A 24,778-nucleotide genomic window follows, 5' to 3' on the forward strand; every position below is an offset into this window, starting at 1 on the left:
ATGCACGGGACGCGCCGTGGCGGCGTGCACTCTTCGCGGACTTGACGGAGGGGTCGGGGTCAGATGGAGGACGGGAGCTCGACGGGGAAGCCCTCCTGGCCGGACGGGGTCAGGCCCGGGTAGAGCGGGAACGCGGCGGTCAGGGCGTCCACGCGGGCGCGCAGCGCCTTCGTGTCGGCGCCGGGACGCAGCGCGAGCGCGATGATGTCGGCCACCTCGGTGAACTCGGTGTCGCCGAAGCCGCGGGTCGCCAGCGCGGGCGTGCCGATGCGGAGGCCGGAGGTGACCATCGGCGGGCGCGGGTCGAACGGCACCGCGTTGCGGTTGACCGTGATGCCGACCTCGTGCAGCACGTCTTCGGCCTGCTGGCCGTCGAGCTCCGAGGTGCGCAGGTCGGCGAGCACCAGGTGCACGTCGGTGCCGCCGGTGAGCACGTCCACGCCCGCAGCGCGGGAGTCGTCGGCGGTGAGACGCTCGGCGAGGATCTGCGCGCCGCGGATGGTGCGCTCCTGGCGGTCCTTGAACTCCTCGGTCGCGGCGAGCTTGAACGCGGTCGCCTTCGCGGCGATCACGTGCATCAGCGGGCCGCCCTGCTGACCGGGGAAGACGTTGGAGTTGAGCTTCTTGGCGAGCTCGGTGTCGCGGCTGACGATGAAGCCGGAGCGCGGGCCGCCGATGGTCTTGTGCACGGTCGACGAGACGACGTCGGCGTGCGGCACGGGCGACGGGTGAAGGCCCGCGGCTACGAGGCCGGCGAAGTGCGCCATGTCGACCCACAGCTTGGCGCCCACCTCGTCCGCGATCTCGCGGAACGCGGCGAAATCGAGCTGGCGCGGGTACGCGGACCAGCCGGCGATGATGACCTGCGGCTTGTGCTCCAGGGCCTTGTCGCGCACGACGTTCATGTCGACGAGGAACGACTCGGGGTCGACGCCGTAGGACACGGCGTTGTAGAGCTTGCCGGAGAAGTTGAGCTTCATCCCGTGTGTCAGGTGGCCGCCGTGCGAGAGCTCCAGGCCCAGGATGGTGTCGCCCGGCGTCGCGATGGCGGACAGCACGGCCGCGTTGGCCGAGGCGCCCGAGTGCGGCTGGACGTTGGCGTACTCGGCGCCGAAGAGGGCCTTCGCCCGGTCGATCGCCAGCTGCTCGGCGACGTCGACGTACTCGCAGCCGCCGTAGTAGCGACGGCCCGGGTAGCCCTCGGCGTACTTGTTGGTGAGCACCGAACCGACCGCCTCGAGCACGGCACGCGGCACGAAGTTCTCGGACGCGATCATCTCGAGGTAGTCGCGCTGGCGGCCGAGCTCCAGCTGGAGGACCTCGGCGATCTCGGGGTCGACCTCGGAGAGAGGCGCTGTGAACGTGGAGGGCAACGTGTCGGTCAAAACCGGCTCCTTCGTACAGGGATGGACCATCTGCGTATCGACCCAGGCGCGCGGCCGAATCCACCCGTGTTCAAGGAGGTTGCGTGTCGCTCCCCGATGGTGACCATCTGAGCGCCAGTTGCGACGTGGGACAGCATAGCAAAGCGGCCACCCGCCGGAACCCTTGCCCATTAGTTAGGAGCCCTGCAATACTCGCTTCTGGTCGACCAGCGGGGGTGGCGGTGCCGGCCGGTCCGCACTCCCCCGAGCCTCCAGGAGCCCACCGTGGTCGTGCCCCGCCCCGTCCGCACCGAGATCTCCGCGGCATCCCCGTTCGTGCTGACCGGCTCCGCGCGCATCAGCGTCGCAGGCGCCGGGGCGGACGGAGTCGCCCGTCTGCTGTCCGCAGAACTCGCCTCGGACTGCGGCCGCGAGCCCGCGATCGTCGCCGAACCGCCCGCCTACGGCGACATCGCGATCGTGATCGCGCCGGGTGAGGGACCGCACGAGGACGGCTCCGACAGCGCAGAGGGTTACACCCTCGAGGTCTCAGCCGAGGGCGTCCGGATCGGCGCCGCGACCACCGCAGGCGCGTTCTGGGGCGTGCAGACCCTGCGTCAGCTGCTCCCCGCCGCATGCGAGGGCGACCCTCTGACGATCGACGCCGTCCGCATCCACGACCACCCCCGGTACGCCTACCGCGGCGCGATGCTGGATGTGGCGCGCCACTTCTTCACGCCCGCCGAGGTGAAGCGGTTCATCGACGCGATCGTCCTGCTCAAGCTGAACCACCTGCACCTGCACCTGACGGACGACCAGGGCTGGCGCCTCCAGATCGAGTCGTGGCCCGAGCTGACCCGGATCGGCGGCTCGACCGGCAGCGACGGCAGCCGCGGCGGGTTCTACACGCAGGACGAGTTCCGCGACCTCGTGGCGTACGCCGCCGAGCGGCACATCACGGTCGTCCCCGAGATCGACATGCCGGGCCACACCAACGCGGCGCTCGCGTCCTATCCCGAGCTCAACCCCGACGGGTTCGCGCCTGCGCTGTACACCGGCTCGGAGGTCGGGTTCAGCACCCTGCGCACCGGCGACCCGGTCACGCAGCGGTTCGTCCGGGAGGTGATCCGCGAGGTCGCGGCGCTCACGCCCGGTCCGTACCTCCACCTCGGCGGCGACGAGTGCCTGAGCACGAGCGACGCCGACTTCGCCGCGTTCGTCCAGGATGCGTTCCGCGTCGCCGCCGAGAACGGCAAGACGCCCGTCGGCTGGCACGAGGTCGGCAAGGCCGGCGGTCTGCCGGCCGGTACGATCGGCCAGTACTGGGATTTCACCGCCCCGCGCGGCCAGGCCGCCGAGCTGGCGCTGGCGTTCGTCCGCGACGGCGGCTCCGTCATCATGTCGCCGTCCGACGTCGCGTACCTCGACATCGTGTACGCGGACGGCGACCCGATCGGTCAGGACTGGACCGGCGGCCCCACCACGCTCCGCGACTCCTTCGTCTGGGACCCTGCGCGCATCGTCCCCGGCCTCGGGGATGCGCACATCCTGGGCGTGGAGGCGCCGCTCTGGACCGAGACGGTCGCGACGATCGACGAGGTGGAGGAGATGGTCTTCCCGCGGCTCGCGGCCGTCGCCGAGGTCGGCTGGTCGGCAGCCCCGGCTGACACCGAGCCCGTGGTCGCGGCGCGCGACCTGTCGGACTTCTCCGACCGGCTGGCGTCCCTCGCCGAGCACTGGGATGCGGCGGGGACGAAGTACCGGCGCGTTCCGGAGGTCAGGTGGCCGGAACGCGTGGGCTGAGGCCTGCCGCCCGGGTCACGGGTACCCGATGAACCACAGCAGCGCCAGCGCCACCGGCTGGAGCGCGATGCACGCGATCAGCGTCGCCTTCCGCGCACGCCGGTTGCGCGTCAGCCCGCGGGCTCCGGCGAGCGGCGACAGCGGCAGCAGCAGCCGGAACGTGCTCTGCTGCGGCAGGAACACCGCGAACAGGTAGAGCCCGTAGCTGACCGCGTACGCGACGACGTCCGTCCCGAGCGCGCGAACGGACCGCCGGGTCACGATCCAGACGAAGCCCGCGACGATCCCGATCACGATGAGGGCGCCCAGGATGCTGAGGTAGCGCCAGCTGAGCAGGAACCACGGCGTCAGCGGGATGAACGCGACCTTGCCGATGAAACCCGTCCACCACGACAGCTCGGTGGCGACGTAGGCGTCGCCGGTGCCCGTCACCGCCGCCGCGATGATCGGCCACGACATCCCCGCGACCGCCATGACGGCTCCCGTCACGATCATGCTCAGCCGTTCCCGTGGACGGAAGGGCTCTCCCCCGCGCCGCACCTGCAGCATCCGGATCAGCAGCACGATCGCGAGCGCCAACGGCAGCGCCAGCGCACCGGGACGCGTGAAGGCCGCCGCCACCCCGAACGGCAGCATCAGCCAGTAGCGCCGCTGGATCATCATCAGCAGCGCCGCGAACATCAGGAAGAAGAACAGGCTCTCGGCGTATGCGATCTGCAGCACGAACGACAGCGGCCCGAAGCAGAAGAACGCGGTCGCCCAGAATGCGCTGGACACGCCCGCGCGCGCCGCCACCAGGCGGAAGAGCACCACGCTCGCCGCCGCGCCGAACACCATCGCGACGGCGACCCCGGCCGGGTAGAAGTCCATCCCGGTCACGAAGGTCAGTGCGCGCACGATGATCGGGTACAGCGGCAGGAACGCCCACGGGTTCTGCTGCACCGACCCGTCGGCGTCGAGCGGAAGCGACGTCGGGTACCCCTGCTCGACGATCTGGCTGTAGTACGCGCCGTCCCAGGATCCGGAGAACGTGAAGAACGTGGGATCCATCCGCGGGCTGGCGTACTCCCAGTGGCCGACGTTCGCGGCGATGAACAGCGCCAGCATGAGCGCCGTCGTCAGCAGCCGCGACACGGCGTACATCACGAGCACCGCCGCCCACCAGGGCACCTCCCGGCCGGCGAAACGCAGCCGCCTGGGTACGGCGAGCGGTGCGGCCGTGAGAACCGGTCGCCGGGTGCTCGTCGTTTCCGCTGTCATCGTCCCATCCGTGAGGCCGCCCGCTGATTTCGCCTCTTGGATGGTACCCGTGCGGGATGTGCGCGGGGAGCGGTCGACTGGGGGGACCCTACTTCACGCTCCCCGCCGTCAGTCCGCCCACGAGCCGCTTCTCGATCAGCATGAACAGGATCACCACGGGGATGACCGCCACGACCGACACCGCGAACACGTACTGCCACGCCGCATCGTACTGTCCGACGAACTTGGTGAGCGCGACGGACAGCGGCTGGTTCGCGTCCGTCGACAGGATGACCAGGCTGGCCGCGAACTCGTTCCAGGATGCGACGAACGTGTAGATGATCGCCGTCACGATCCCCGGCCACACCAGAGGCAGCTGGACGCGGAACAGCACGGTCCACTTGCCCGCGCCGTCGAGCTGGGCGGCCTCGTCGACCTCCTTCGGCACCCCGGAGAAGAAGCTGTGCATGATCCAGATCGCGAACGCCAGGTTGAACGCGGCGTTCACCAGGATCATCGCGAGCCAGGTGTCGTTGATCCCGAGCGCCACCATCTCCTTGAACAGACCCGTGGCGAGCACGGTCGGCTGGAGCATCTGCGTGACGATGACGAGGAACAGGAAGATCCCGCGCCCCGGGAACCGGAACCGGGCCGTGTAATACGCAGCCGGGACGCAGACGATCAGCACGAGCGCCGTCGCGAACACCGCGATCACGATCGTCGAGATGAGGTTGTACGGCAGCGGCGTCTCGGGCGTCGACCACATCGTGAGGTAGTTCTCGGGATGCCACTGCTCGGGCAGGTAGGTCGGCGGGACGGCGAGGATGTTGTTCCGGCTCTTGAACGAGCCGACCAGCATGATCAGGTACGGCGCGATGAAGACCAGGGCGATGACGATGCCCGCGATGACCTTGACGACGGTGCGCCACGGCGAGCGGGACCCGCGAGGGCGACGCCGGCGCACGGCCGGGGCTCCGGCTCCGGCGAGCGCGACGGGGGCGGGGGCGGTCACGAGACCTCCTTCATCGGCTTCACGATCCACAGGTACAGGCCGACGACGACGAGCACGATCAGGAAGTTGATCACGCTGAGCGCGCTCGACAGGTCGATCCGCTGCTCGTTCTGCAGCAGCTTGAACACGTAGGTGGTGGTCGTGTCCGCCTTGTAGCCGGGGATGGACCCGGTCATCAGCTTCAGGATGGGCAGCGAGTTGAACACGTTGATGATGTTGATCAGCGTGGCCAGGGCGATCGCGTTGCGCAGGTTCGGCAGGGTGACGCTGAAGTAGGAGCGGAACGCGCTCGCGCCGTCCACCTTCGCCGCCTCGAGCATGTCGCCCGGGATGCCGGCCAGGCCGGCCAGGATCGTGTACGTCGTGAACGGCAGCGACACGAACACCGCGATGCCGATCGACGAGATGAACGCGGGCACCGGCTCCTTGGTGAAGCCGAACGGCTCGGCGAGCAGGTGGATGTCCACCAGGAACTTGTTGATGATCCCGTAGAAGGGGTCGAGGCCGTAGACGAAGACGGTCGTGGTCATGACGACGCTCGCCGCCCACGGCACGATGATCGCCATCCGCACCCAGCGCCGGCCGGGGAAGTTCTTGTCGAGGAACTGGGCGAGGGCGAGCGAGATCACCACGGTGATCACGACGACCGAGACGACCCAGACCAGGGTGTTGAGCAGGATGCCCGGGAGCTCCGGGCGGGAGAGCACGGTCGCGTAGTTCTGGAACCCGACCGAGCCGTGGTCCACGCCGGCGAGCGAGATCTTGCGGGTGGAGTTGTAGATCATGTAGCCGGCGGGGAACAGGACCACACCGAAGATCAGGATGAGGGCGGGCAGCGTCCACGGCACGGCGTGCCACAGGTCGGACGCGCCGGTCCGGGGCTTGGGGGACGCCCCGCGGCGGGGACGGCCGGTGGCCGCCCCCGCGCGGGTCGCTTCAGCAGTGCTGGTCATACCTGGATGCCGGTCTCCGGCTTACTGGCCGTCGGCCTTCGCCTGGATCGACTTCAGCAGGTCTTCGGGCTTCGCGCCCTGACCGAGCTGACCGATCTGGGCCTGGATCGCGCCCTGCGCGGCCGACCAGTTCGGGTTGGTGGACGGGTAGAACTTCGCGTTCGGCAGCAGGTCGAGGAACGGCTTGATGGTCTCGTCCGAGCCCATCACATCCGCGCCCGACTTGGTGGTGGGCAGGAAGCCCTCCGCCTTGACCCACGTCGAGTAGACGTCCTTCGAGTAGAAGTAGTCCAGGAACTTCTTGATCGACGCGGTCTTGTCGGTCTTGTTCTTGAACGCCATCAGGTGGTCCGCGACGCCCAGCGTGAACGGCGAGCCGTCCTTCGTCGGGATCGGCGCGATGCCGTACTGCAGCGACGGGTTCTTGTCCTTGATCTGGCCGACTGTCGGCGGCAGGCCGACCTGCATGCCGAGCTGTCCCTGGATGAAGACGTTCAACAGCGGCGTGCGGTTCGTCGAACCGGCGTTCGGCTGCGTGTAGCCCTGGTTGATGATCTTCTGCATCTCGGTGGCGCCCTCGACGTTCTCCGAGCTGTCGATCGTCAGCTTCTTGGCGTCGCCGTAGCCGCCGCCCGCTCCGTAGAACCAGAGCGCGGTCTCGGCTTGCGCCTCCTCGCTGCCGAGGGGCATGCCGTAGGGGGTGACGCCGGCGGCCTTGAGCTTGCCCGCGTCCTCCTCGAACTCGGCCCACGTCTTCGGCGGGGCCGAGATGCCGGCCTTGGAGAAGTCGTCCTTGTTGTAGAAGAGAGCACGGGCGGAGGCGATGAACGGCAGGCCGTACTGGGTGCCGTCGATGCTCGCGTTCTTCTTGAAGGCGTCCTGGAAGTCGTTCAGCGTGGACGACGAGACGATGTCCTTGGCCGGGTAGAGCAGGTCGTCGGCCGCGAAGCCGGCGAACGCGTCGATGTTCAGGATGTCGGGCTGCTTCTGGGCCTGGATTCGCGTCTTGATGACGTTGTTGATGTCCGTCCAGGACTCGACGTCGAGGTTCACCTTGATGTCGGAGTTCTTGGCCTCGAAGTCCTTGATGATCTGCTGCCACTCGGCCTTGGTGTTGTCCGAGTAGCTCGCCACCATCAGGTCGAGCGTCTGCGCGCCGCCGGACGAGCCTCCGGACCCGCCGCTGAAGCCGCAGGAGGCGAGCGTCATGGTGGCGACCGCCGCTGTCGCGACCGCCGCTCCCCACCGCAGTGACTTCTTCATTGCTTCCTCACTTCTCGAAGGGAATTACACGAACCGTCACTGCGATGGTGCCTGCGCGACGATGCGTAGCTGGTGATGCTTAGTGATTTGTTTCTGCTTGAAACAAGCACTTGCACTCAATGGATGCTCGAAAGCATGGCGCGTACGAGCGCTCCCGTCAAGAACCAACCGGGAGATCGTTACATGGCGTTTACACCGATCCGCGGAATCCCGGCATTCGTTCCGAGAAACGATTGAACATGATTACTAGACAGACCGATCGATCATCAGCGATCATTGGTGCGAATCGACAGAACAGGAGCGATCAGTGACGCACGCATCCCCCGGAGGAGCCCACATGGAGGCCGAGCTGCGCTCGCAGCCCGAGACCTGGGCGACCGCCGCCGGGCTCCGCGACGAGCAGGCGCTGCTGCCGGCGCCCGGTGAGCGCATCGCCGTGGTCGGCTGCGGGACGTCGTGGTTCATGGCGCAGGCCTACGCCTCCCTCCGCGAGGCCGCCGGCCACGGGGTGACCGACGCGTTCGCCGCGTCCGAGGCGCCCGTGCTGACCCGCGACTACGACGCGATCGTCGCGATCACCCGCTCCGGGACGACGACCGAGGTGCTGGAGCTGCTGGACGCGGCGCAGATCGCGGGCATCCGCGGCCGCACGATCGGCATCGTCGGTGACCCCGAGACCCCCTTGGTCGATCTGGTCGACACGGCCATCCGCCTCCCCTTCGCCGACGAGCAGTCGGTCGTGCAGACGCGCTTCGCGACCACCGCGCTCGCGCTGGTCCGCGCCTCCCTCGGCCACGACCTCGCGCCCGCGATCGACCAGGCCGCGGCCGCGATCGACGAGGAGCTCGACGACGAGCTTGTCGGCGCGGAGCAGTACGCTTTCCTCGGCGCCGGATGGACGATCGGGCTCGCGCACGAGGCGGCCCTCAAGATGCGCGAGGCCTCCCAGTCGTGGACAGAGTCGTACCCGGCCAAGGAGTACCGACACGGCCCCATCTCGATCGCGGCTCCCGGCCGCGTGACGTGGATGCTGGGCGAGGCCCCGGTCGGCCTCTCCGGCGACCTCGCCGTCACCGGCGCCCGCTTCGAGGACCGCCCGATCGACGGCATGGCCGACCTGGTGCGCGCACAGCGCGTCGCCCTTGCCCGCGCCCGCCGGTTCGACCTCGACCCCGACAGCCCGCGCAACCTCACCCGATCGGTCATCCTCCCCTCGTGACCACCGCTCTGGACCCGCAGGCACCGGCCGCCGCCCCGCTCGGGAGCGGCGCACCGGTGCTGGCGTTCGACGTCGGCGGGACCGACATGAAGGCCGCCCTCGTCGACGGCGACGGGCGTCTCGTCTCGGTCGTCCGCGTCCCGACACCGCACGCTGGGACCGCGACCGGCGAGGCCGTTGTCGCGGCTGTCGCGGACCTGGCCGCCCGGTTCGGCGCCGACCATCCGTCCGTCGTCCCCCAGGCCGCGGGCCTGCTGGTGCCTGGGCATGTGGACGACGAGGCCGGGGTGGGCGTCTTCGCCGAGAACCTGGGCTGGCACGACTTCCCCTTCCGCGCTCGCGCCGAGGAGGCGCTGGGCCTGCCGGTCTCGTTCAGTCACGACGTGCGCGGCGCGGGCGAGGCGGAGCACCGGCTGGGAGCGGCGGCCCCGTACCGGGATGTCGTCGTGATGGCGATCGGGACGGGGATCGCCGGCGCGATCTTCATCGACGGCCGCCTGTACACCGGCGGCGGGATGGCGGGCGAGATGGGGCACTCCCGCGTCGCCGCCGGGCCGCTGTGCGCGTGCGGCGGGATGGGCTGTCTGGAGGCCGTCGCGTCTGCGGCCGCGATCGCGCGACGCTACAACGACCTGACCGGCGCCTCGGTCCCCGGCGCGCGTGAGGTGCTGGAGCGCGCCGAGGCCGGCGACCCGGCTGCGCGACAGGTGTGGGAATCGGCGCTGGACGCGCTGGCCCTCGACCTCTCGCACACGGTCGCGCTCCTCGCTCCGGAGGCGATCGTCATCGGCGGCGGGCTGGCGCAGGCCGGCCCCGCACTGTTCGGGCCGCTCGCGGAGAAGCTGGACGCCATCCTGACCTTCCACCGTCGTCCGGTGCTGCTCCCGGCCAGCATCGGCGAGAACGCCGGGCTCATCGGCGCGGCCCTGCGTGCGCGGGACCTGCTGGCGGTCGGCGCCCGGCCCGCCGCGGAGGGGGCACCGTGATCCTCACCGTCACCCCGAATCCGGCCCTCGACCTCACCTACCGCGTCCCTGCGCTGCAGCCCGGCGAGACGCACCGCGCCGCTCCCCCGGCCGTGCGCTCCGGCGGCAAGGGACTCAACGTCGCGCGGGTCGTCGCCCAGACCGGCGGCGCCGCCTTCGCCCTGACCACCGCGGGCGGCCCGTCCGGGCTCCGGCTGGCGGACGACCTGGAGGCGTCCCGGCTGCCGAGCGAGCTGGTCCCCGTGCAGTCCCCCACCCGAAGCAGCATCGCGATCGTCGACGAGGCGGCGGGTGAGACGACCGTCGTCAACGAGACCGGTGGGCCGCTGACGGACGACGAGTGGACGGCGCTGCGGGATGCGGCCTCGCGGCTCGCGGTCCCGGCAGCCGGCCTCGTCGGCTCCGGCAGCCTGCCGCCGGACGCGCCGGAGGATTTCTATGCCGAGCTCGTCGCGATCGCGGCCGGCCGCGGCATCCCGAGCGTGATCGACGCCGTGGGTCCAGCCCTCGTGCTCGCCGCGGAGGCCGGAGCGACGGTCGTGAAGCCGAACCGGCGCGAGCTCGCGGAGACCACCGGGAACGACGACCCGGTCGAGGGCGCTCGCGCGCTGCTCGACGCCGGCGCGGGCCTCGTGCTCGTGTCGCTGGGCGCCGAGGGGATGCTCGCAGTTCCCGTCTCGGGCGCACCGCTGCACCTGCGGACGGCCCAGCCGCTCATCGGCAACGCCACCGGCGCCGGAGACGCCGCCGTCGCCGCGGTCGCGACCCTGCTCGCGTCGGGCACCGCCGACCCGGACCTCCTGCTCCGCCGCGCCGTCGCGTGGTCGGCCGCCGCCGTCCTCGCGCCGCTCGCCGGCGAGCTCCACCCGTCCTATCCGGAGCTCGAGGCGCGCCTCGTGACCGGCTGACCCCATCCACCGACCGCCCACCGCCGGAGCCGCCATGCCCCTCGTCCCCACCGCCGACCTGCTGCACGCCGCCGTCGGCCGACGCACCGGCCTCGCCGCCTTCAACGTCATCCAGCTGGAGACCGCCGAGGCGCTGGTGGACGCGGCCGAGCAGACGGGCCTGCCCGTCATCCTGCAGCTGTCGCAGAACTGCATCGCCTACCACGGGGCCCTCGAGCCGATCGCCGCGGCCACCCTCGCGCTGGCCGCCGAGTCGACCGCGCACGTCGCGGTCCACCTGGACCACGCGGAGGACGAGGAACTGGCCCGGCGTGCGGTGGAGGCCGGATTCGGCTCGGTCATGTTCGACGGATCCACCCTCGACTACGACCGCAACGTGGCCGCGACGATCCGCGTGGTCGAGCACGCCCACGCCAACGACGTGCTGGTTGAGGCGGAGCTCGGCGAGATCGGCGGGAAGGACGGCGCGCATGCCCCGGGCGTCCGCACCGACCCGGACGAGGCTCGCCGGTTCGTGGAGGAGACCGGCGTCGACGCCCTCGCCGTGGCCGTCGGCAGTTCGCACGCCATGACCGAGCGCACCGCCGCGCTCGACCTCGAGCTGATCGCGGGGCTGCGACACGCCGTGCCCGTTCCGCTGGTGCTGCACGGGTCGAGCGGGGTCGCAGATGAGACCATCGAGCAGGCGATCCGCGCCGGGATCACCAAGGTCAACGTCTCCACCCACCTCAATCGGTTCTACACGGACGCCATCCGCGGCTACCTGGATGCGCATCCGGAAGCCGTGGACCCGCGGAAGTACATCCGGGAGGGACGCACCGCGGTGACGGCGGAGGCGGCCCGCCTGATGACCCTGTTCGACGTCGCGAGCCGCGACGCCGTGGACGGAGCGGAGACGGGACACCGATGAACAGAGCGGAACGGCTGAACGCCGTGCTCGACCTGCTGGCCGAGGCCGGCCAGGTCGAGGTCGACGACATCGTCGCGAAGCTGGACGTCTCGGCCGCGACAGCGCGCCGCGACCTCGACGCGCTCGCCTCCCAGCAGCTCCTGACCCGCACCCGCGGCGGCGCGATCGGCCAGTCCGTCGCGTACGACCTGCCGATCCGCTACAAGCGCGAGCAGCACGCGCCCGAGAAGCTGCGGATCGCGCAGGCGGCGAGCGCGCTCGTCCCTCGCGGTGCCGTCGTCGGTTTGTGCGGAGGGACCACGAGCACCGCCGTCGCGACCGTGCTCGGTTCGCGGCCGGACCTCATGGAGCCGTCTCCGCATCCCAGCCTCACCGTCGTGACGAACGCCATCAACATCGCGGCGCAGCTCGTGATGCGGCCGCAGATCAAGACCGTGGTGACCGGCGGCGTCGTGCACGCGCGGTCGTACGAGCTCGTCGGCCCGTACAGCGACGTGGTGCTCGAGAAGATCACGATGGACATCGCGTTCATCGGCGTGAACGGCATCGACCCGGTGGTCGGGGCGACGGTTCACGACGAGGGCGAGGCGAGCGTCAACTCGCTGATGGCGCGCCGAGCCACGCGCGCGGTCGTGGTGGCCGACTCGTCGAAGATCGGCCGGAAGGCGTTCGCCACGCTGGGCGGACCCAAGGTGCTGACGACGCTGATCACCGACGACGGGATCACCCCCGAGCAGCGTGCCGCGTTCGTCGAGGCGGGCTTCGAGGTGATCGTCGCGTGAGCGGCGACCACGTCATCCACTCGGCGCGGCTGGTCGACGGAGGGACGGTCGTCGAGGACGCCTGGGTGCGCTTCGCGGACGGCCGCGTCTCGGAGGTCGGGAGCGGAACGACGTGGCGGTCGTCGCCCGAGGTCGAGGCGACGGATGCGCGGGGCGGCTGGCTGACGCCCGGGTTCGTCGACATCCACGTGCACGGCGGCGGGGGCGGGCGCTTCGACGACGGCGCCGAGGGCATCGCACGCGGGCTCGACCTGCACCAGCGGCACGGGACGACGCGGGCGGTGATCTCGCTGGTCACGGCGCCGGTTGACGCGCTGGCGTGGCGCGTGCGGACGGTGGCCGGGCTGATGGCGTCGGACCCCCGCATCCTGGGCTCGCACCTGGAGGGGCCGTTCCTCGACGTCGGGCACAAGGGCGCCCACGAACCGGCGCTGCTGCGGCCGTCCACGCCCGCCGATGTCGAGTCGCTGCTCGCGGCGGCCGACGGGACTCTCCGCCAGATCACGATCGCGCCGGAGCTGCCCGGCGGCATGGATGCGGTGCGCGCCTTCTCCGCCGTCGGCGTCGCGGTCGCGGTCGGGCACACCGACGCGACCTACGAGCAGGCGCTGGCGGCCTTCGACGCGGGCGCGAGCATCCTGACGCACGCCTTCAACGCCATGCCCGGCCTGCACCACCGCGCGCCGGGACCCGTCGCCGCGGCGGCCCGCACGCCGGGCGTGACGCTCGAGATCGTCAACGACGGCGTCCATGTGCACCCGGAGGTGGTGCGGATGGCGTTCGCCTCAGCGCCCGGCCGGCTGGCGCTGGTGACGGACGCCATGGCCGCCGCCGGGTCGGCCGACGGCGACTACCTGCTCGGCTCGCTCGAGGTGGAGGTGCGGGACGGCGTCGCGCGGCTCGCCGGCGGCGGGTCGATCGCGGGGTCGACGCTGACGCTCGACGACGCGCTCCGGCGCGCCGTACAGGAGGCCGGGCTGCCGGTGACGGACGCGGTGCGCGCGGTCACCGAGACGCCCGCCGCCGCCATCGGGCGCGGAGCCGACCTCGGGCGGCTGCTGCCGGGCCACCTCGCCGACGCGGTGCTGCTCGATGACCGCTTCACCGTGCAGCGCGTCTGGCGCGACGGCGTCGCGGTCGCCTGAGCCACGGCGCAGCGCCTCGCCCGGCTCCGCCGCCCGATCCCGCCGTCCTCACCCGCATCGATGGGACGCGACACGCCGTTATCGCGGGCGCGTAACGGCGTGTTGCGTCCCATCGATGGTGGGCCGGTGGGGTCAGGCGGCGACGGCGTCGCGGTGACGCGTCATCTGGCCGACGATGGCGACCAGCACGATGGAGACCACGAGCAGCCCGACGTAGCACCACGGCAGCAGCATGAGGCCGCCGGCGTCGAAGATCAGCGCGCCAAGGAGGGCCCCGCCGCCGATCCCGACGTTGAACGAGGTCGTGTACAGCGCGCTGGCCGTGTCGCGGAAAGCGGCGGACGACGTGTGCAGCAGCCGCGTCTGCAGCAGCGGCGGCAGCGCGCCGAAGGCGAGGCCCCACAGCAGGAACGCGATCAGCGCGGCGACCGGCTGCGCGTACACCAGGGCCAGCGCTGCGACGGAGACACCGGTGACGGCGAGCGCGAGCACCAGGCCGAGCTGCGGGCGCGGGCCGAGCACCGATCCGGCGACCAGCAGACCGCCCGCTCCGGCGATCCCGTACACGAACAGGAGTGCACCGACATTCCCGGCCGGGACGCCCATCGGACCGGTCAGGAAGGGCACGACGAACGTGTAGAAGGCGTAGTGGCCGACCATCGTCACGGCGGCGATGAGGCACACCATGATCACCGCGGGGATGGTACGGTCGCGCGGCTTCGGAGCCGTCCGGTCGCGGCGTCGGACGCCCACCGCGTCCTCGTCCCGCTCGACCGCGGGGAGGAACTTCCAGATGACCACCGCGCCGACGAACATGAGCACCGCCAGCATCCCGAACGACAGGCGCCAGCCGAACAGGTGGCCAGCGAACGTCCCGAGCGGCACGCCGAGGACGAACGCGAGCGTCCCGCCCCCGAGCGTGATCGACACCGCCCGGCCGATCTGCTCCTTCGGCACCAGGTGGCCGGCGTAGGCGCCGACGATGGACCAGAACATCCCGTGCGCGACACCGCCCAGGATGCGGGACCCCACGACGAACTCGTAGCTCGGCGCGATCGCGGTCAGTCCGTTCGAGACGCCGAGCACGACGAGGATCGCGATCAGCAGCCCGTGCCGCGGCCAGCGCTTGGTCAACGCGGTCAGCGGCGTGCTGGTCACGACCACGGTGAACGCGAAGACGGTCACCAACAGGCCGATCTGCGCCTCGCTCACGCCGAGCGACGCGCTCATGTCCGGCAGCAGGCCGGTCGGGATCATCTCGCTGGTGACCGAGAGGAAGGTGGCCGCGGCCAGTGCGATCAGCCCGGTCCACGGGAATTTCGGTGCGACAGGCACCGGAGTCGTCGAAGTGGCAGTCATGAAGAGTCTGTCCAACGGACGGCGTTCCCCGGCCACTCCGCGTCGGGAGGAAACAGTACCGGGTCGACTACGCGCCCATGTGCGCGCCCAGGGCCGTGCGGGAACCGCCGACCACGGACGATTCTACCGGAGCTCGTCCAGGACGCGAGCGCTGTCGGTGATCTCGATCAGAGGGGCGTACAGGGCCATGGCGTCGAGCGCACGCTGGTGGTCCGCATCCGACAGCCCCGCGCAGGCGTCGGCGGCGACCCGGATGCGCACCCCGGCGTCCGCCGCGCCGAGCGCCGTGGAGAGCACGCAGCAGTCGGTCGAGACGCCCGCGAGCACCACATCCTGCGACCCCGCGAGCGCGTCGCGGAGATCGGCGCCCCACTTGCCGAAGGTCGGCTCGGTGACCACGGGATGCCCGGTGTCGCGGAACGCCAGGACCAGGTCGTAGATCGGGTCGTCGGCGGGCACCAGCGCGAACGGCCACTGCTCGTAGTACGGCACCCACGCGCCCTCGGGGCTCTCGGGTGCGATGAAGCGGGTGAAGATCACATCGTCGCCGAACGCAGGCACCATCCCGGCGATGACCGCCTCCGCCTCGGCGAACTTCGGCGTGAACCAGGGGCTCGCCGGGTCTCCGAACACCTGCTGCATGTCGATGACGACGAGCGTGGGTCCGGTCACCGCTCCTCCTGGCGGCGCACCGCGTTCCGTGAGAACAGGATGGTGCCGAGATATCCGATCAGCAGTGCGACCAGGACGCCCAGGTTGGCGAACGCCCAGCTGCCCTGCTTGCCGCCGATCGGCCCCAGCAGGTATCCCTGCCAGCTCAGCCAGTCGGCGTAGGTGTTGGTGACGAGCCCCCAGCCGATGACCGTGCCGATGACGATGAGCGCGATCGGCAGCCAGTTGACGGCGCCGTAGCGCCCGCGCCGGTCGTACAGCTCGGCCTCCGCGTAGTCGCGTCGTCGGAGCTGGATGTCGCCGATGAAGATGCCGCACCACGCGGCGATCGGCACGCCCAGGGTGATGAGGAAGCCCTGGAACGGCCCGATGAAGTCGGTCGCGACGAACACGACATAGACGGCCCCCGCGGTCATGATGACGCCGTCGATCCCGGCCGCGACGTAACGCGGGACGCGGACGCCGACGCTGAGCAGCGCGAGGCCGGAGGAGTAGATGTCGAGCACCGCGCCCCCGACGAGGCCCAGGACGGCGACGATCACGAACGGCACGAGGAACCAGGTCGGCAGGATGGACGCGAGTGCCCCGATCGGGTCGGCGCCGATGGCCTGGCTCAGCTTGGGCGACGAGCCGGCGAGCAGGATTCCGAAGATGAGCAGGATGACCGGCGCCAGCGACGAGCCGAAGGTGGTCCATCCCACCACCGAACCGCTCCGCGCGGATCGCGGCAGGTAGCGCGAGTAGTCGGCGGCCGCGTTCACCCAGCCGAGGCCGAAGCCGGTGAGCATGAACACGAACCCGCCGATCACGTGCGGCGCATCGCCCGCCGGGAGGGACGCCACCGCACCGAGGTCGATGTGGTTGAGCACCAACAGGATGTAGACCAGGGTGAGCACGCCGGTGACGATCGTGATGACCATCTGCATGCGCATGATGAGGTGGAACCCGATGACGCCGCCGATGATGACCAGAGCGACGACGACGATCAGCGCGACGAGTTTGGTGACCCAGCCTCCCTCCCAGCCGAGCTGCTGGAAGACGGTCGCGGTAGCGAGGGCGGCGAGCGAGACGAGCACGGTCTCCCACCCGACCGTGAGCAGCCACGAGAGGAACGAGGGGACGCGGTTGCCCTCCACCCCGAACACCGCACGGCTGAGCACCATGGTCGGCGCGGACCCGCGCTTGCCGGCGAGCGAGATGATGCCGCACAGCAGGAACGACGCCACGATGCCGATCACGCCGACGACGGTCGCCTGCCAGAACGAGATGCCGAAACCGAGCAGGAACGAGCCGTAGCTCAACCCGAACACGGACACGTTGGCGCCGAACCACGGCCAGAACAGGTCGCGTGGGCGCCCCTTCCGCTCGTGCTCCTGGATGGTGTTGAGCCCGTTCAGCTCGACGTTGAAGGCGGATGCCGCGCCCGTACGGGTGTCGGGCGCATCCTCACCGGTGCTGGTCATGCACCGATCGTGGTGCACCGGCGGTCGCGCGTCAACACGCCGCGCGCGTCACCCGCCCCAGGGATTCACGACGCGCAGGCCGACGCCGATGAAGCCCCGATCGCGCGTGGCGATCGCGTCCGCCTCGGCGGCGATGGCCGCGGCATGACATCCACCGCCCGATACCCTGTTCTGGTGACCGACTCCTCCGTCTCCAATCACTGGGTGCTGACCTTCAGCTGCGCCGACCGCCCCGGGATCGTGCACGCGGTCAGCGGCGCGATCGTCGCCGCCCGCGGCAACATCACCGAGAGCCAGCAGTTCGCGAGCACCGACACCGGCCGCTTCTTCATGCGGCTGCAGGTGGAGTCGGAGGCCGGGCGCGAGGAGTTCGAGCAGGCGCTGGCTCCCGTGGTCGAGCGGTTCGGGATGACGCATCGCGTCGACAACGTCGGCCGGCCGCTCCGGACGCTCGTGCTCGTGTCGAAGGCCGCGCACTGCCTCAACGACCTGCTGTTCCGGCAGCGGGCCGGGCAGCTCCCCGTCGAGATCCCGCTCGTGCTGTCGAACCACGAGACGCTCCGCGACCTCGCCGGCTTCTACGGCGTCCCGTTCGAAGCCCGACCGGTCGTCGGAGCGGAGGACAAGGCGGCGTTCGAGGCGCGCATCCTGGAGGCCGTGGAGGAGCACGACATCGAGCTGGTCGTCCTTGCCCGGTACATGCAGATCCTCTCCCCCGAGCTGTGCGAGCGGCTCGCCGGGCGGGCGATCAACATCCACCACTCCTTCCTCCCCGGGTTCAAGGGCGCGAACCCCTACCGGCAGGCGCACGCGCGCGGCGTGAAGCTGATCGGCGCGACCGCCCACTTCGTCACCAGCGACCTCGACGAGGGCCCGATCATCGAGCAGAACGTGGTGCGCGTCGACCACACCCAGACCGTCCAGGAGCTGGTGGCGATCGGTCAGGACGAGGAGAGCCGCACGCTGACCCAGGCCGTGAAGTGGTTCGCCGAGGACCGCGTCCTGCTCGACGGCGCGCGGACGATCATTTTCCGCTAGCCCTCACCGGATAAACTGACCGGGTGACTTCCGCGCCCGACCAGCACGCCCCCGTCAAGGTGGGCGTCAACGACGTGCTCCGGTTCGTCCTCGAACTGTTCGCCATCGTCTCGCTCGGCATCTGGGGCTTCCTCGCCTGGCCGCTGCCGTGGAACATCGTCATCGGGATCGGCGCGCCGGTCATCGCGATCCTGCTGTGGGCGCTCTTCCGCTCGCCGCGCGCCGTGCTCCGCACCGACCCGTTCGTGAAGGCGATCGTCGAGGTCGTCGTCATGGGCTCCGCCGCCTTCGCCTGGTGGGACCTCGGCCAGCCGATCGTCGCCGTGGTGTTCGCGGTGATCGCCACGGTCAGCGGCGTCATCAACGGCCGACGCGAGTTCGCATGAGCGGCCTCGTCGTCCACAGCGCCCGCAAGGTCGATGCCGACGGGCAGGTGGACGACTTCTGGCTCGTCGCCGACGGCGCGCACGTCACGGCAACCGGCACGGGGACGGGATGGCGCGCGAGCGCCGCCGACGCCGACACGGTCATCGACGCGCAGGGCCACTGGCTCACCCCCGGCTTCATCGACCTGCACTGCCACGGGGGCGGCGGGCACCCGTACGACGACGGTGTCGAGGAGATGCGCGCGGCCCTCGCCACCCATCGAGAGCACGGTACGACGCGCGCCCTGATCTCGCACGTCGCCAATCCCCTCGCCTCGCTGCGCGAGAGTCTGGCGATCGTCGCCGAGCTGACCACCACCGACCCGCTCGTGCTCGGCTCGCACCTCGAGGGCCCGTTCCTCGCACCGGAGCGGCGCGGGGCGCACGACGCGCGCTTCCTCCGCGACCCGGAGCCGGAGGCGGTCGAGCAGCTGATCGCCGCCGCCCGCGGCACGCTCCGCACGGCCACCATCGCTCCCGAGCTGCCGAACGCGCTCGAGGCGATCGGCGTGCTCACCGAGGCGGGTGTCGTTGTCGGCGTCGGGCACACGGCCGCCGACTACGCGCACGCCGCCCGGGCATTCGAGGTGGGGGCCCGGATGCTGACCCACGCCTTCAACGCCATGCCGGGCATCCACCACCGCGCGCCGGGTCCGATCATGGCCGCGATCGACAACCCCGAGGTGACGCTGGAGCTCATCCTCGACGGGCTCCACGTGCATCCCTCGGTCGCCGCCCTGTTGTTCCGCGAAGCGCCGGGACGCGTGGCGTTGGTGACGGACGCGATGGCGGCGGCCGGCGCCTCCGACGGCAACTACCGCCTCGGCGAGCTCAACGTGACGGTCCACGGCGGACTCGCGGTCCTGTCCGGCACCGACACCATCGCCGGCTCCACGCTGACGCAGGATGTCGCGCTCCGCAACGCGGTCACCCGCGCCGGCGTCGACCCGGTGGACGCGGTCACCGCCCTCACGCGCACCGCGGCGCACGTCCTCGGCGAGACCCACCGGCTCGGCCGGTTGCACACCGGTTACGTGGCCGATGCCGTCCTGCTCGACCACGACTGGCGCGTGCGGACCGTGGTCGCCGACGGCGCCGTCCTGTAGCGACCGCGGTTACAGCGTCTGCCAGGACGGCTTGTTCGCGTAGGCGTAGCGGTAGTAGTCGATGTTCTTGAGCCGCGACGCCGCCGCCTCGTCCACGAGCACGGTGACGTGCGGGTGCAGCTGCACGGCCGACCCCGGGTTGGACGCCGACACCGGTCCCTCGACGGCGCCCGCCAGCGCCTCCGCCTTGCCCTCGCCGAACGCCAGCAGCATCAGGTGCCGCGCCTTCAGGATGGTGGACAGCCCCTGCGTGATGCAGTGCATCGGGACGTCGTCCTCCGAGTCGAAGAAGCGTGCGTTGTCGCGGCGCGTCTGCTCGGTGAGCGTCTTGACGCGGGTGATCGACGCGAACGACGAGCCGGGCTCGTTGAAGCCGATGTGCCCGTCCGTGCCGATGCCGAGGATCTGCACATCCACCCCGCCCGACTCGGCGATCGCCTTCTCGTACGCGAGGCCGGCGCGCTCGATGCCGTCGAGGGACCCGTTGGGCACGTGGATGAGCGACGGCGTCAGCCCCAGCGGCTCGACCACCTCGCGGGTGATGACCGCGCGGTACGACTCGGGGAGTCCCTCGGGCAGGCCGACGTACTCATCGAGGGCGTAGCCGCGCACGTGCGAGACGTCGATGCCGCGCTCGCGGATCCCGTGCTCCAGCGCCCGGTACACCGCGAGCGGGGTGGAGCCGGTCGCCAGCCCGAGCACGGTGTCCGGCTTGGCGGCGATGAGGTCGAGGATGCTGCGCGCCGCGAGCTCGCCTGCGGCCTCCTGGTCGCGGACGACGACGATCTCTGCCATCAGTTCTCTCCTACGAGGGCCGCTCCGAGCGCGGCGACGGGGGTTCCTTCGGGAACGAGGCGCACCCTCCCGGGCAGGTCGAGCGACGCCAGGAACGGCGACGTGCGCTCCCAGTCGTGCAGCACCTCGTGGACGTCGCCGAGCAGGCGCTCCCCCAGGTGGCTCAGGCCGCCCCCGACCACGACGGTGGCCGGATCGACGGTGAGCACGAGGGCGCGCACCGCGGAGGCGATGCCCGCTGCCAGCCTAGCCGTGATGGCACGGGCGGCGGGGTCGCCGTCGGCCGCAGCGGCGAAGACGGCGCGAACCGGGAGCGGGTCGTCGGTCGGCCACTGCCGGGCGACACCCGAGCCGCTCGCGACGGTCTCCAGGCAGCCGCGCTGACCGCACGCGCACAGCGCGCCCTGCGGGTCGACGGGAAGGTGCCCGATCTCACCCGCGATGCCCGTGCTGCCGCGCCAGAGCCGGCCGTCCACGACGATGCCGGCGGCCATCCCGGTACCGAGGTTGAGGAACGCCATCGTGCCGGACAGCCCGAGCAGGTGGTAGGCGCCGAGGGCGGCGGCCTTGACGTCGTTCTCGACCCGGACGCCGACGCCCAGCCGTCCCGCGAGCATCCCGCCGAGCTCCAGCCGGTCGAGACCGAGGTTGACGGCGTGGGCGACGTGGCCGGAGACGGTGTCGACCATCCCGGGCACGCCGATCCCGATGGACTGGAAGCCGGCGGGCGCGAGGCCGGTCAGCTCGCCGAGGCGGGAGACGGCGGCGACGGCCGTCTCCACGACGGCCGCGTGGCCGAAGCCGGTCGCGAGGCGGATGCGCTGCGTCAGCGTGCCGCGCTCGTCGACCGCGACGGCGTCGGTCTTGGTGCCGCCGATGTCGATGCCGAGCCTCACGAGTCGTGCCCGTCTCCGGAGCCGTGACCGAGCAGGCGGAGCAGTGCACGGCCGACCAGGCGGGAGGCGCCGAAGGTCGCGATGTCGGCGTACGAGCGGTCGTCGCTGGGCCAGCCCATGTCGACCACGAGCACGCGCTCGCGCTCGGCGCGCAGGCGGTCGATCGCGGCGCGGGCGAAGGCGTGGCGGTGATTGTCCTTGCCGACGACGAGCACCGGCGACTGCGCGGCCAGCACGAGGTCGGGATGGTCGCCCTCCGTGAACAGCACCTGCGGGTTCGCGGCGAACTCGCGCGCCCACGGCGTCCCGGGGTCGGCCTCGACCTCGGCGAACGGACCCCACGGCGCGGTCCCCACGGCGATGTTCGCCACCGTGTCGATCCGCACCACCGAGTACCGGCCGTCGTTCGCGGTCAGCCACTCCCGCGCCTCCACGCTCACATCGAATGCCGCCTCCGCCGCCGCGACATCCTCGCCCCGCAGTCCGCCCTCCATCGAGTCCGCGAAGAGTGAACGCTTCACCGGCGTGTCGTGTGCATTCTTCGCGGACTCGATGGTGGGGCAACCGACTGGGCGAGGGAGCGGACGCGCGCCGCGGCGGCGGCGAGGCGAGCCGGGGTGAGGCGGCCGGCGGCCACGGCGTCGGCGATGGCGTCCTCGATCGCGGCGAGCTGCGCGTCCGTGTTCTCGGTGCCGATGCAGAGCAGGTCGCAGCCGGCGGCGAGCGCCAGCACCGCCGCCTCCGGGATGCCGCGGATGCCGGACGCACCGTGCATGTCGAGGGCGTCGCTGACGACGACGCCGTCGAAGCCGAGCTCGCCGCGCAGCATCCCCTCGATGATCGCCGGGCTCAGGGTGGCGGGCAGGTCGGCGTCCAGCTGCGGGAGGAGGATGTGCGAGGTCATCACCGCGCGCGCCCCGGCGGCGACGACCGCCCGGAACGGCAGGAGCTCGCGTGAGCGCAGCTGCTCCGCCGACACATCGACGACCGGCAGTTCGAGGTGCGAGTCGGCCGCGGTGTCCCCATGCCCCGGGAAGTGCTTGGCCGCGACCGCGACGCCCGCGGCCTGCAGCCCGCGCGTCCAGGCCGCGCCGTGCTCGGCGACGACCTCGGGCGACGAGCCGAAGCTGCGCACGCCGATCACCGGGTTGTCGGGGTTGGAGTTGATGTCGATGTCGGGCGCGAAGTCGAGGTTCACACCGGCCCGGCGCAGCTCGTCCCCCACGCGACGGGCGACGTCCTCGGTGTAGGCGGCGTCGCCCAGGCGGCCGAGGATGGCGTTGCCGGGATAGGGAGACCCGCTCTCGTAGTAGAGCCGGGTGACGTCCCCGCCCTCCTCGTCGATCGCGACGATCGCCTCCGGATTGGCGGCGTAGATCGCGTCGGTGAGCTCGCGCAACTGGGCCGCCGAGGAGATGTTCTGGCCGAAGAGGCACACCCCGCCGAGCCCCGCGCGCAGCCGCGACGCGAGCCAGCCGGGCAGCGTCGTCCCGACGAACCCGGGCAGCAGGGTCGCGGCGATGCTGCGGCGGAGCTCCGGGTCGGTCAGGGCGGTGTCGGCGACGGACGCGCCGCTCACCCCTTGACCGCCCCGCTGACGAGCCCGCTCGTCATCCGGCCCTGCACGATGAGGAAGAAGATGATGACCGGCACCGCGACCAGCGTCGACGCGGCCATGACCTGTCCCCAGTCGGTGGCGCGGGAGGCGGACTGCTGCACGAACCCGCGCAGCCAGAGCGGCAGGGTCGCGCTGCTCGACTGCGGCAGGATGACCAGCGCCACGGTGAACTCGTTCCACGCCTGCAGGAAGGCGTAGACGCCCGAGGCGACCAGGCCCGGCGCGAGCAGCGGGAACGTGATCCGGAGGAAGGCCTGGGTGCGGCTGAGCCCGTCCACCATCGCGGCTTCCTCGAGGTCGGCGGGGATGCCGGCGACGAAGCCGCGCAGCATCCAGATGGTGAACGGCACGACGGCGGCGATGTACAGGATGCTGACGCCGATGACCGTGTTGAGCAGGCCGAGCGTGCCCATCAGCTTGTACTGGGCGATGAACAGCCCCTCGGCCGGCAGCATCTGGATGAGCAGCACCGCGAGCACGAACGACCGGCGGCCGCGGAAGCGGAACCGGCTGATCGCCAGCGCCGCCAGGAACGCGAAGGCCAGGCAGCACACGACCGTGATCAACGCCACGGCGACGCTCATGCCGAGCGCCGGGAAGAACGTCCCGCCCTGCACGACGGCGGTGAAGTTGTCGAACGAGCCGCCGAACGGCAGCCAGGTCGGCGTGGTGTTCTGCAGGGTGACGTTCGGCAGCAGCGACGAGTTCACCATCCAGTAGACCGGGAAGACCCAGATCAGGGCGAGCACGACGCCGAGCGCGCCGAGCAGCACACGGGAGAGGCGGATGCGGTGGGTCACGATTCGTCCTCCTTGAGAAGGTGTCGCACGTAGAACCAGCTGAGGGCGATGGTGAGCACGAGCACGAAGACGCTGACGGCGCTGGCCATCGCGAAGTCGCTCGAGCCGACGCCGAGCTGGTAGATGTAGGTGCCGAGCAGGTTGGTCTCGCTGGCGATCGAGCCCTTGTCCTGCAGCAGCTTGATCTGCGCGAAGACGCGCAGGTCCCAGATGATCTGCAGCAGCAGCACGATCCCGAGCACCGGGCGGATGATCGGCAGGATGATGTAGCGCAGCCGCTGCCAGCCGCGTGCGCCGTCCATCTGCGCGGCTTCGACGACCTCCGTCGAGACCTGCGTCAGGCCGGCGTAGACCGAGAAGGCGACGAACGGGACGCTCATCCACGTCACGATCACCATCGCGACGAAGAAGAAGGAGAGCGGGTTCTGCAGCCAGTTGTGGTCCTGGAAGTCGAGGCCCCATGCGGTGAGCGTGTAATTGACGACTCCGCGGCGCCAGTCGAACAGCCAGTTCCAGACGGTCATCGCGGCGACGACCGGCATGGCCCAGGCGAGCAGGAGCGAGATCTGCAGGATGATCCGGACGACGCGGTTCACCGCGTTCATGAGCAGCGCCATCCCGACGCCGATGATGACGGTGACGAACGCCGTCACCAGGCAGAAGACGATGGAGCGGGCCACGACGACCCAGGTGTACGGGTCGGAGAACAGGGTGATGTAGTTCTCGAACCAGACGAAGTCGGCGGGCTTGCCGAACTGCTGGGCCAGCCCGAAGTGCTGCATCGAGGTGATCAGCTGCCACACGATCGGGTAGCCGAGGGCGACGAGCAGGATGATGATGGCCGGCAGCAGCAGGCCGTAGGGGGTGAGGCGGCCGCGGCGACGGCGGGGCCGGTCGGCCGCGGGCGGGGGCGCTGCGGGGAGGATGAGGCGGGTGTCCTCGGTGGCGGTCACGGACGTCTCCTTGCGGGGGGTGGTCAGGGATGCGGTGCGCCGGTCGCGCCAGGTCGCGGCGCACCGCAT

General features: G+C 70.9%; 22 protein-coding genes and 1 pseudogene. 10 read left to right on the top strand and 13 right to left on the bottom strand.

The window, feature by feature from the left end:
* Positions 1 to 59 precede the first annotated feature (59 nt).
* Positions 60 to 1,415 carry a serine hydroxymethyltransferase gene (locus tag A0130_06745; protein ANF31405.1) on the bottom strand — a complete coding sequence of 452 codons (1,356 nt, stop codon included), beginning with the start codon at positions 1,413 to 1,415 and terminating at the stop codon, positions 60 to 62.
* A 234-nt stretch (positions 1,416 to 1,649) separates the two neighbouring features.
* On the opposite strand from A0130_06745, the gene A0130_06750 reads away from it, so the two are divergent.
* On the top strand, positions 1,650 to 3,167 hold the full coding sequence (locus A0130_06750; GenBank protein ANF31406.1) for a beta-N-acetylhexosaminidase: 1,518 nt from the start codon (positions 1,650 to 1,652) through the stop codon (positions 3,165 to 3,167).
* 15 nt (positions 3,168 to 3,182) lie between these two features.
* Here A0130_06750 and A0130_06755 read toward each other — a convergent pair whose 3' ends face one another.
* The 4 genes from A0130_06755 to A0130_06770 form a co-directional block, all read right to left on the bottom strand.
* Positions 3,183 to 4,427: a hypothetical protein gene (locus A0130_06755; GenBank protein ANF31407.1), complete on the bottom strand. Its 1,245-nt coding sequence runs from the start codon at positions 4,425 to 4,427 to the stop codon at positions 3,183 to 3,185.
* Between the two features lie 88 nt (positions 4,428 to 4,515).
* On the bottom strand, positions 4,516 to 5,418 hold the full coding sequence (locus A0130_06760) for a sugar ABC transporter permease (protein ANF31408.1): 903 nt from the start codon (positions 5,416 to 5,418) through the stop codon (positions 4,516 to 4,518).
* The gene (locus tag A0130_06765) at positions 5,415 to 6,371 is read right to left on the bottom strand and encodes a sugar ABC transporter permease (protein ANF31409.1); all 957 of its coding nucleotides are present in this window, start codon (positions 6,369 to 6,371) and stop codon (positions 5,415 to 5,417) included. The genes A0130_06760 and A0130_06765 overlap by 4 nt, the downstream gene beginning before the upstream one ends.
* A gap of 21 nt (positions 6,372 to 6,392) precedes the next feature.
* Positions 6,393 to 7,634, bottom strand: coding sequence for a sugar ABC transporter substrate-binding protein (locus tag A0130_06770; protein ANF31410.1), 1,242 nt, complete (start codon positions 7,632 to 7,634; stop codon positions 6,393 to 6,395).
* A 337-nt stretch (positions 7,635 to 7,971) separates the two neighbouring features.
* Between A0130_06770 and A0130_06775 the strand changes: the two genes are divergently transcribed.
* From A0130_06775 to A0130_06800, 6 genes are all read left to right on the top strand, one after another.
* Positions 7,972 to 8,853 carry a sugar isomerase gene (locus A0130_06775; GenBank protein ANF31411.1) on the top strand — a complete coding sequence of 294 codons (882 nt, stop codon included), beginning with the start codon at positions 7,972 to 7,974 and terminating at the stop codon, positions 8,851 to 8,853.
* An 86-nt stretch (positions 8,854 to 8,939) separates the two neighbouring features.
* Complete coding sequence (locus A0130_06780) at positions 8,940 to 9,839, top strand: sugar kinase (GenBank protein ID ANF33328.1); 900 nt, start codon at positions 8,940 to 8,942, stop codon at positions 9,837 to 9,839.
* Positions 9,836 to 10,747, top strand: a complete 912-nt coding sequence (locus A0130_06785; GenBank protein ANF31412.1) for a ribokinase — start codon at positions 9,836 to 9,838, stop codon at positions 10,745 to 10,747. Before A0130_06780 ends, A0130_06785 begins: the two co-directional genes overlap by 4 nt.
* A gap of 34 nt (positions 10,748 to 10,781) precedes the next feature.
* Positions 10,782 to 11,657 carry a fructose-bisphosphate aldolase gene (locus tag A0130_06790; GenBank protein ID ANF31413.1) on the top strand — a complete coding sequence of 292 codons (876 nt, stop codon included), beginning with the start codon at positions 10,782 to 10,784 and terminating at the stop codon, positions 11,655 to 11,657.
* Positions 11,654 to 12,439 carry an alkaline phosphatase gene (locus A0130_06795; GenBank protein ID ANF31414.1) on the top strand — a complete coding sequence of 262 codons (786 nt, stop codon included), beginning with the start codon at positions 11,654 to 11,656 and terminating at the stop codon, positions 12,437 to 12,439. The genes A0130_06790 and A0130_06795 overlap by 4 nt, the downstream gene beginning before the upstream one ends.
* Positions 12,436 to 13,584 carry an N-acetylglucosamine-6-phosphate deacetylase gene (locus A0130_06800; protein ANF31415.1) on the top strand — a complete coding sequence of 383 codons (1,149 nt, stop codon included), beginning with the start codon at positions 12,436 to 12,438 and terminating at the stop codon, positions 13,582 to 13,584. The genes A0130_06795 and A0130_06800 overlap by 4 nt, the downstream gene beginning before the upstream one ends.
* A 132-nt stretch (positions 13,585 to 13,716) precedes the next feature.
* Here the strand turns inward: A0130_06800 and A0130_06805 are convergent, their stop codons facing one another.
* From A0130_06805 to A0130_06815, 3 genes are all read right to left on the bottom strand, one after another.
* On the bottom strand, positions 13,717 to 14,943 hold the full coding sequence (locus tag A0130_06805) for an MFS transporter (GenBank protein ID ANF31416.1): 1,227 nt from the start codon (positions 14,941 to 14,943) through the stop codon (positions 13,717 to 13,719).
* Between the two features lie 123 nt (positions 14,944 to 15,066).
* Positions 15,067 to 15,585 (bottom strand): hydrolase, encoded by a 519-nt coding sequence (locus tag A0130_06810; protein ANF33329.1) that lies wholly within the window; start codon positions 15,583 to 15,585, stop codon positions 15,067 to 15,069.
* A 26-nt stretch (positions 15,586 to 15,611) separates the two neighbouring features.
* Entirely contained in the window at positions 15,612 to 17,078 is a 1,467-nt protein-coding gene (locus A0130_06815) for an allantoin permease (GenBank protein ID ANF31417.1), read from the bottom strand.
* A 144-nt stretch (positions 17,079 to 17,222) separates the two neighbouring features.
* Between A0130_06815 and purU the strand changes: the two genes are divergently transcribed.
* Genes purU through A0130_06830 form a run of 3 tightly spaced genes read left to right on the top strand, consistent with a single transcriptional unit; the run spans position 17,223 to position 19,647 of the window.
* Positions 17,223 to 18,116, top strand: a complete 894-nt coding sequence (gene purU, locus A0130_06820; GenBank protein ID ANF33330.1) for a formyltetrahydrofolate deformylase — start codon at positions 17,223 to 17,225, stop codon at positions 18,114 to 18,116.
* A 23-nt stretch (positions 18,117 to 18,139) separates the two neighbouring features.
* Positions 18,140 to 18,502 (top strand): 4-amino-4-deoxy-L-arabinose transferase, encoded by a 363-nt coding sequence (locus A0130_06825; GenBank protein ID ANF31418.1) that lies wholly within the window; start codon positions 18,140 to 18,142, stop codon positions 18,500 to 18,502.
* Entirely contained in the window at positions 18,499 to 19,647 is a 1,149-nt protein-coding gene (locus A0130_06830) for an N-acetylglucosamine-6-phosphate deacetylase (GenBank protein ANF31419.1), read from the top strand. The genes A0130_06825 and A0130_06830 overlap by 4 nt, the downstream gene beginning before the upstream one ends.
* A 9-nt stretch (positions 19,648 to 19,656) precedes the next feature.
* On the opposite strand, the gene A0130_06835 is transcribed toward A0130_06830, so the two are convergent.
* From A0130_06835 to A0130_06855, 5 genes and pseudogenes are all read right to left on the bottom strand, one after another.
* Complete coding sequence (locus tag A0130_06835; GenBank protein ANF31420.1) at positions 19,657 to 20,442, bottom strand: multidrug transporter; 786 nt, start codon at positions 20,440 to 20,442, stop codon at positions 19,657 to 19,659.
* Positions 20,442 to 21,338, bottom strand: a complete 897-nt coding sequence (locus A0130_06840; protein ID ANF31421.1) for a sugar kinase — start codon at positions 21,336 to 21,338, stop codon at positions 20,442 to 20,444. The genes A0130_06835 and A0130_06840 overlap by 1 nt, the downstream gene beginning before the upstream one ends.
* Positions 21,335 to 22,917, bottom strand: a pseudogene (locus A0130_06845) (hypothetical protein). The gene A0130_06840 and the pseudogene A0130_06845 overlap by 4 nt, the downstream one beginning before the upstream one ends.
* Positions 22,914 to 23,795 carry a sugar ABC transporter permease gene (locus A0130_06850; GenBank protein ANF33331.1) on the bottom strand — a complete coding sequence of 294 codons (882 nt, stop codon included), beginning with the start codon at positions 23,793 to 23,795 and terminating at the stop codon, positions 22,914 to 22,916. Before A0130_06850 ends, A0130_06845 begins: the two are co-directional and overlap by 4 nt.
* A complete protein-coding gene (locus A0130_06855) occupies positions 23,753 to 24,709 on the bottom strand; it encodes a sugar ABC transporter permease (protein ANF33332.1) in 957 nt (318 codons plus the stop codon). The genes A0130_06850 and A0130_06855 overlap by 43 nt, the downstream gene beginning before the upstream one ends.
* Positions 24,710 to 24,778: the final 69 nt, after the last annotated feature.

It is taken from the genome of Leifsonia xyli (assembly GCA_001647635.1).
Taxonomy (GTDB): Bacteria; Actinomycetota; Actinomycetes; order Actinomycetales; family Microbacteriaceae; genus Leifsonia; species Leifsonia xyli_A.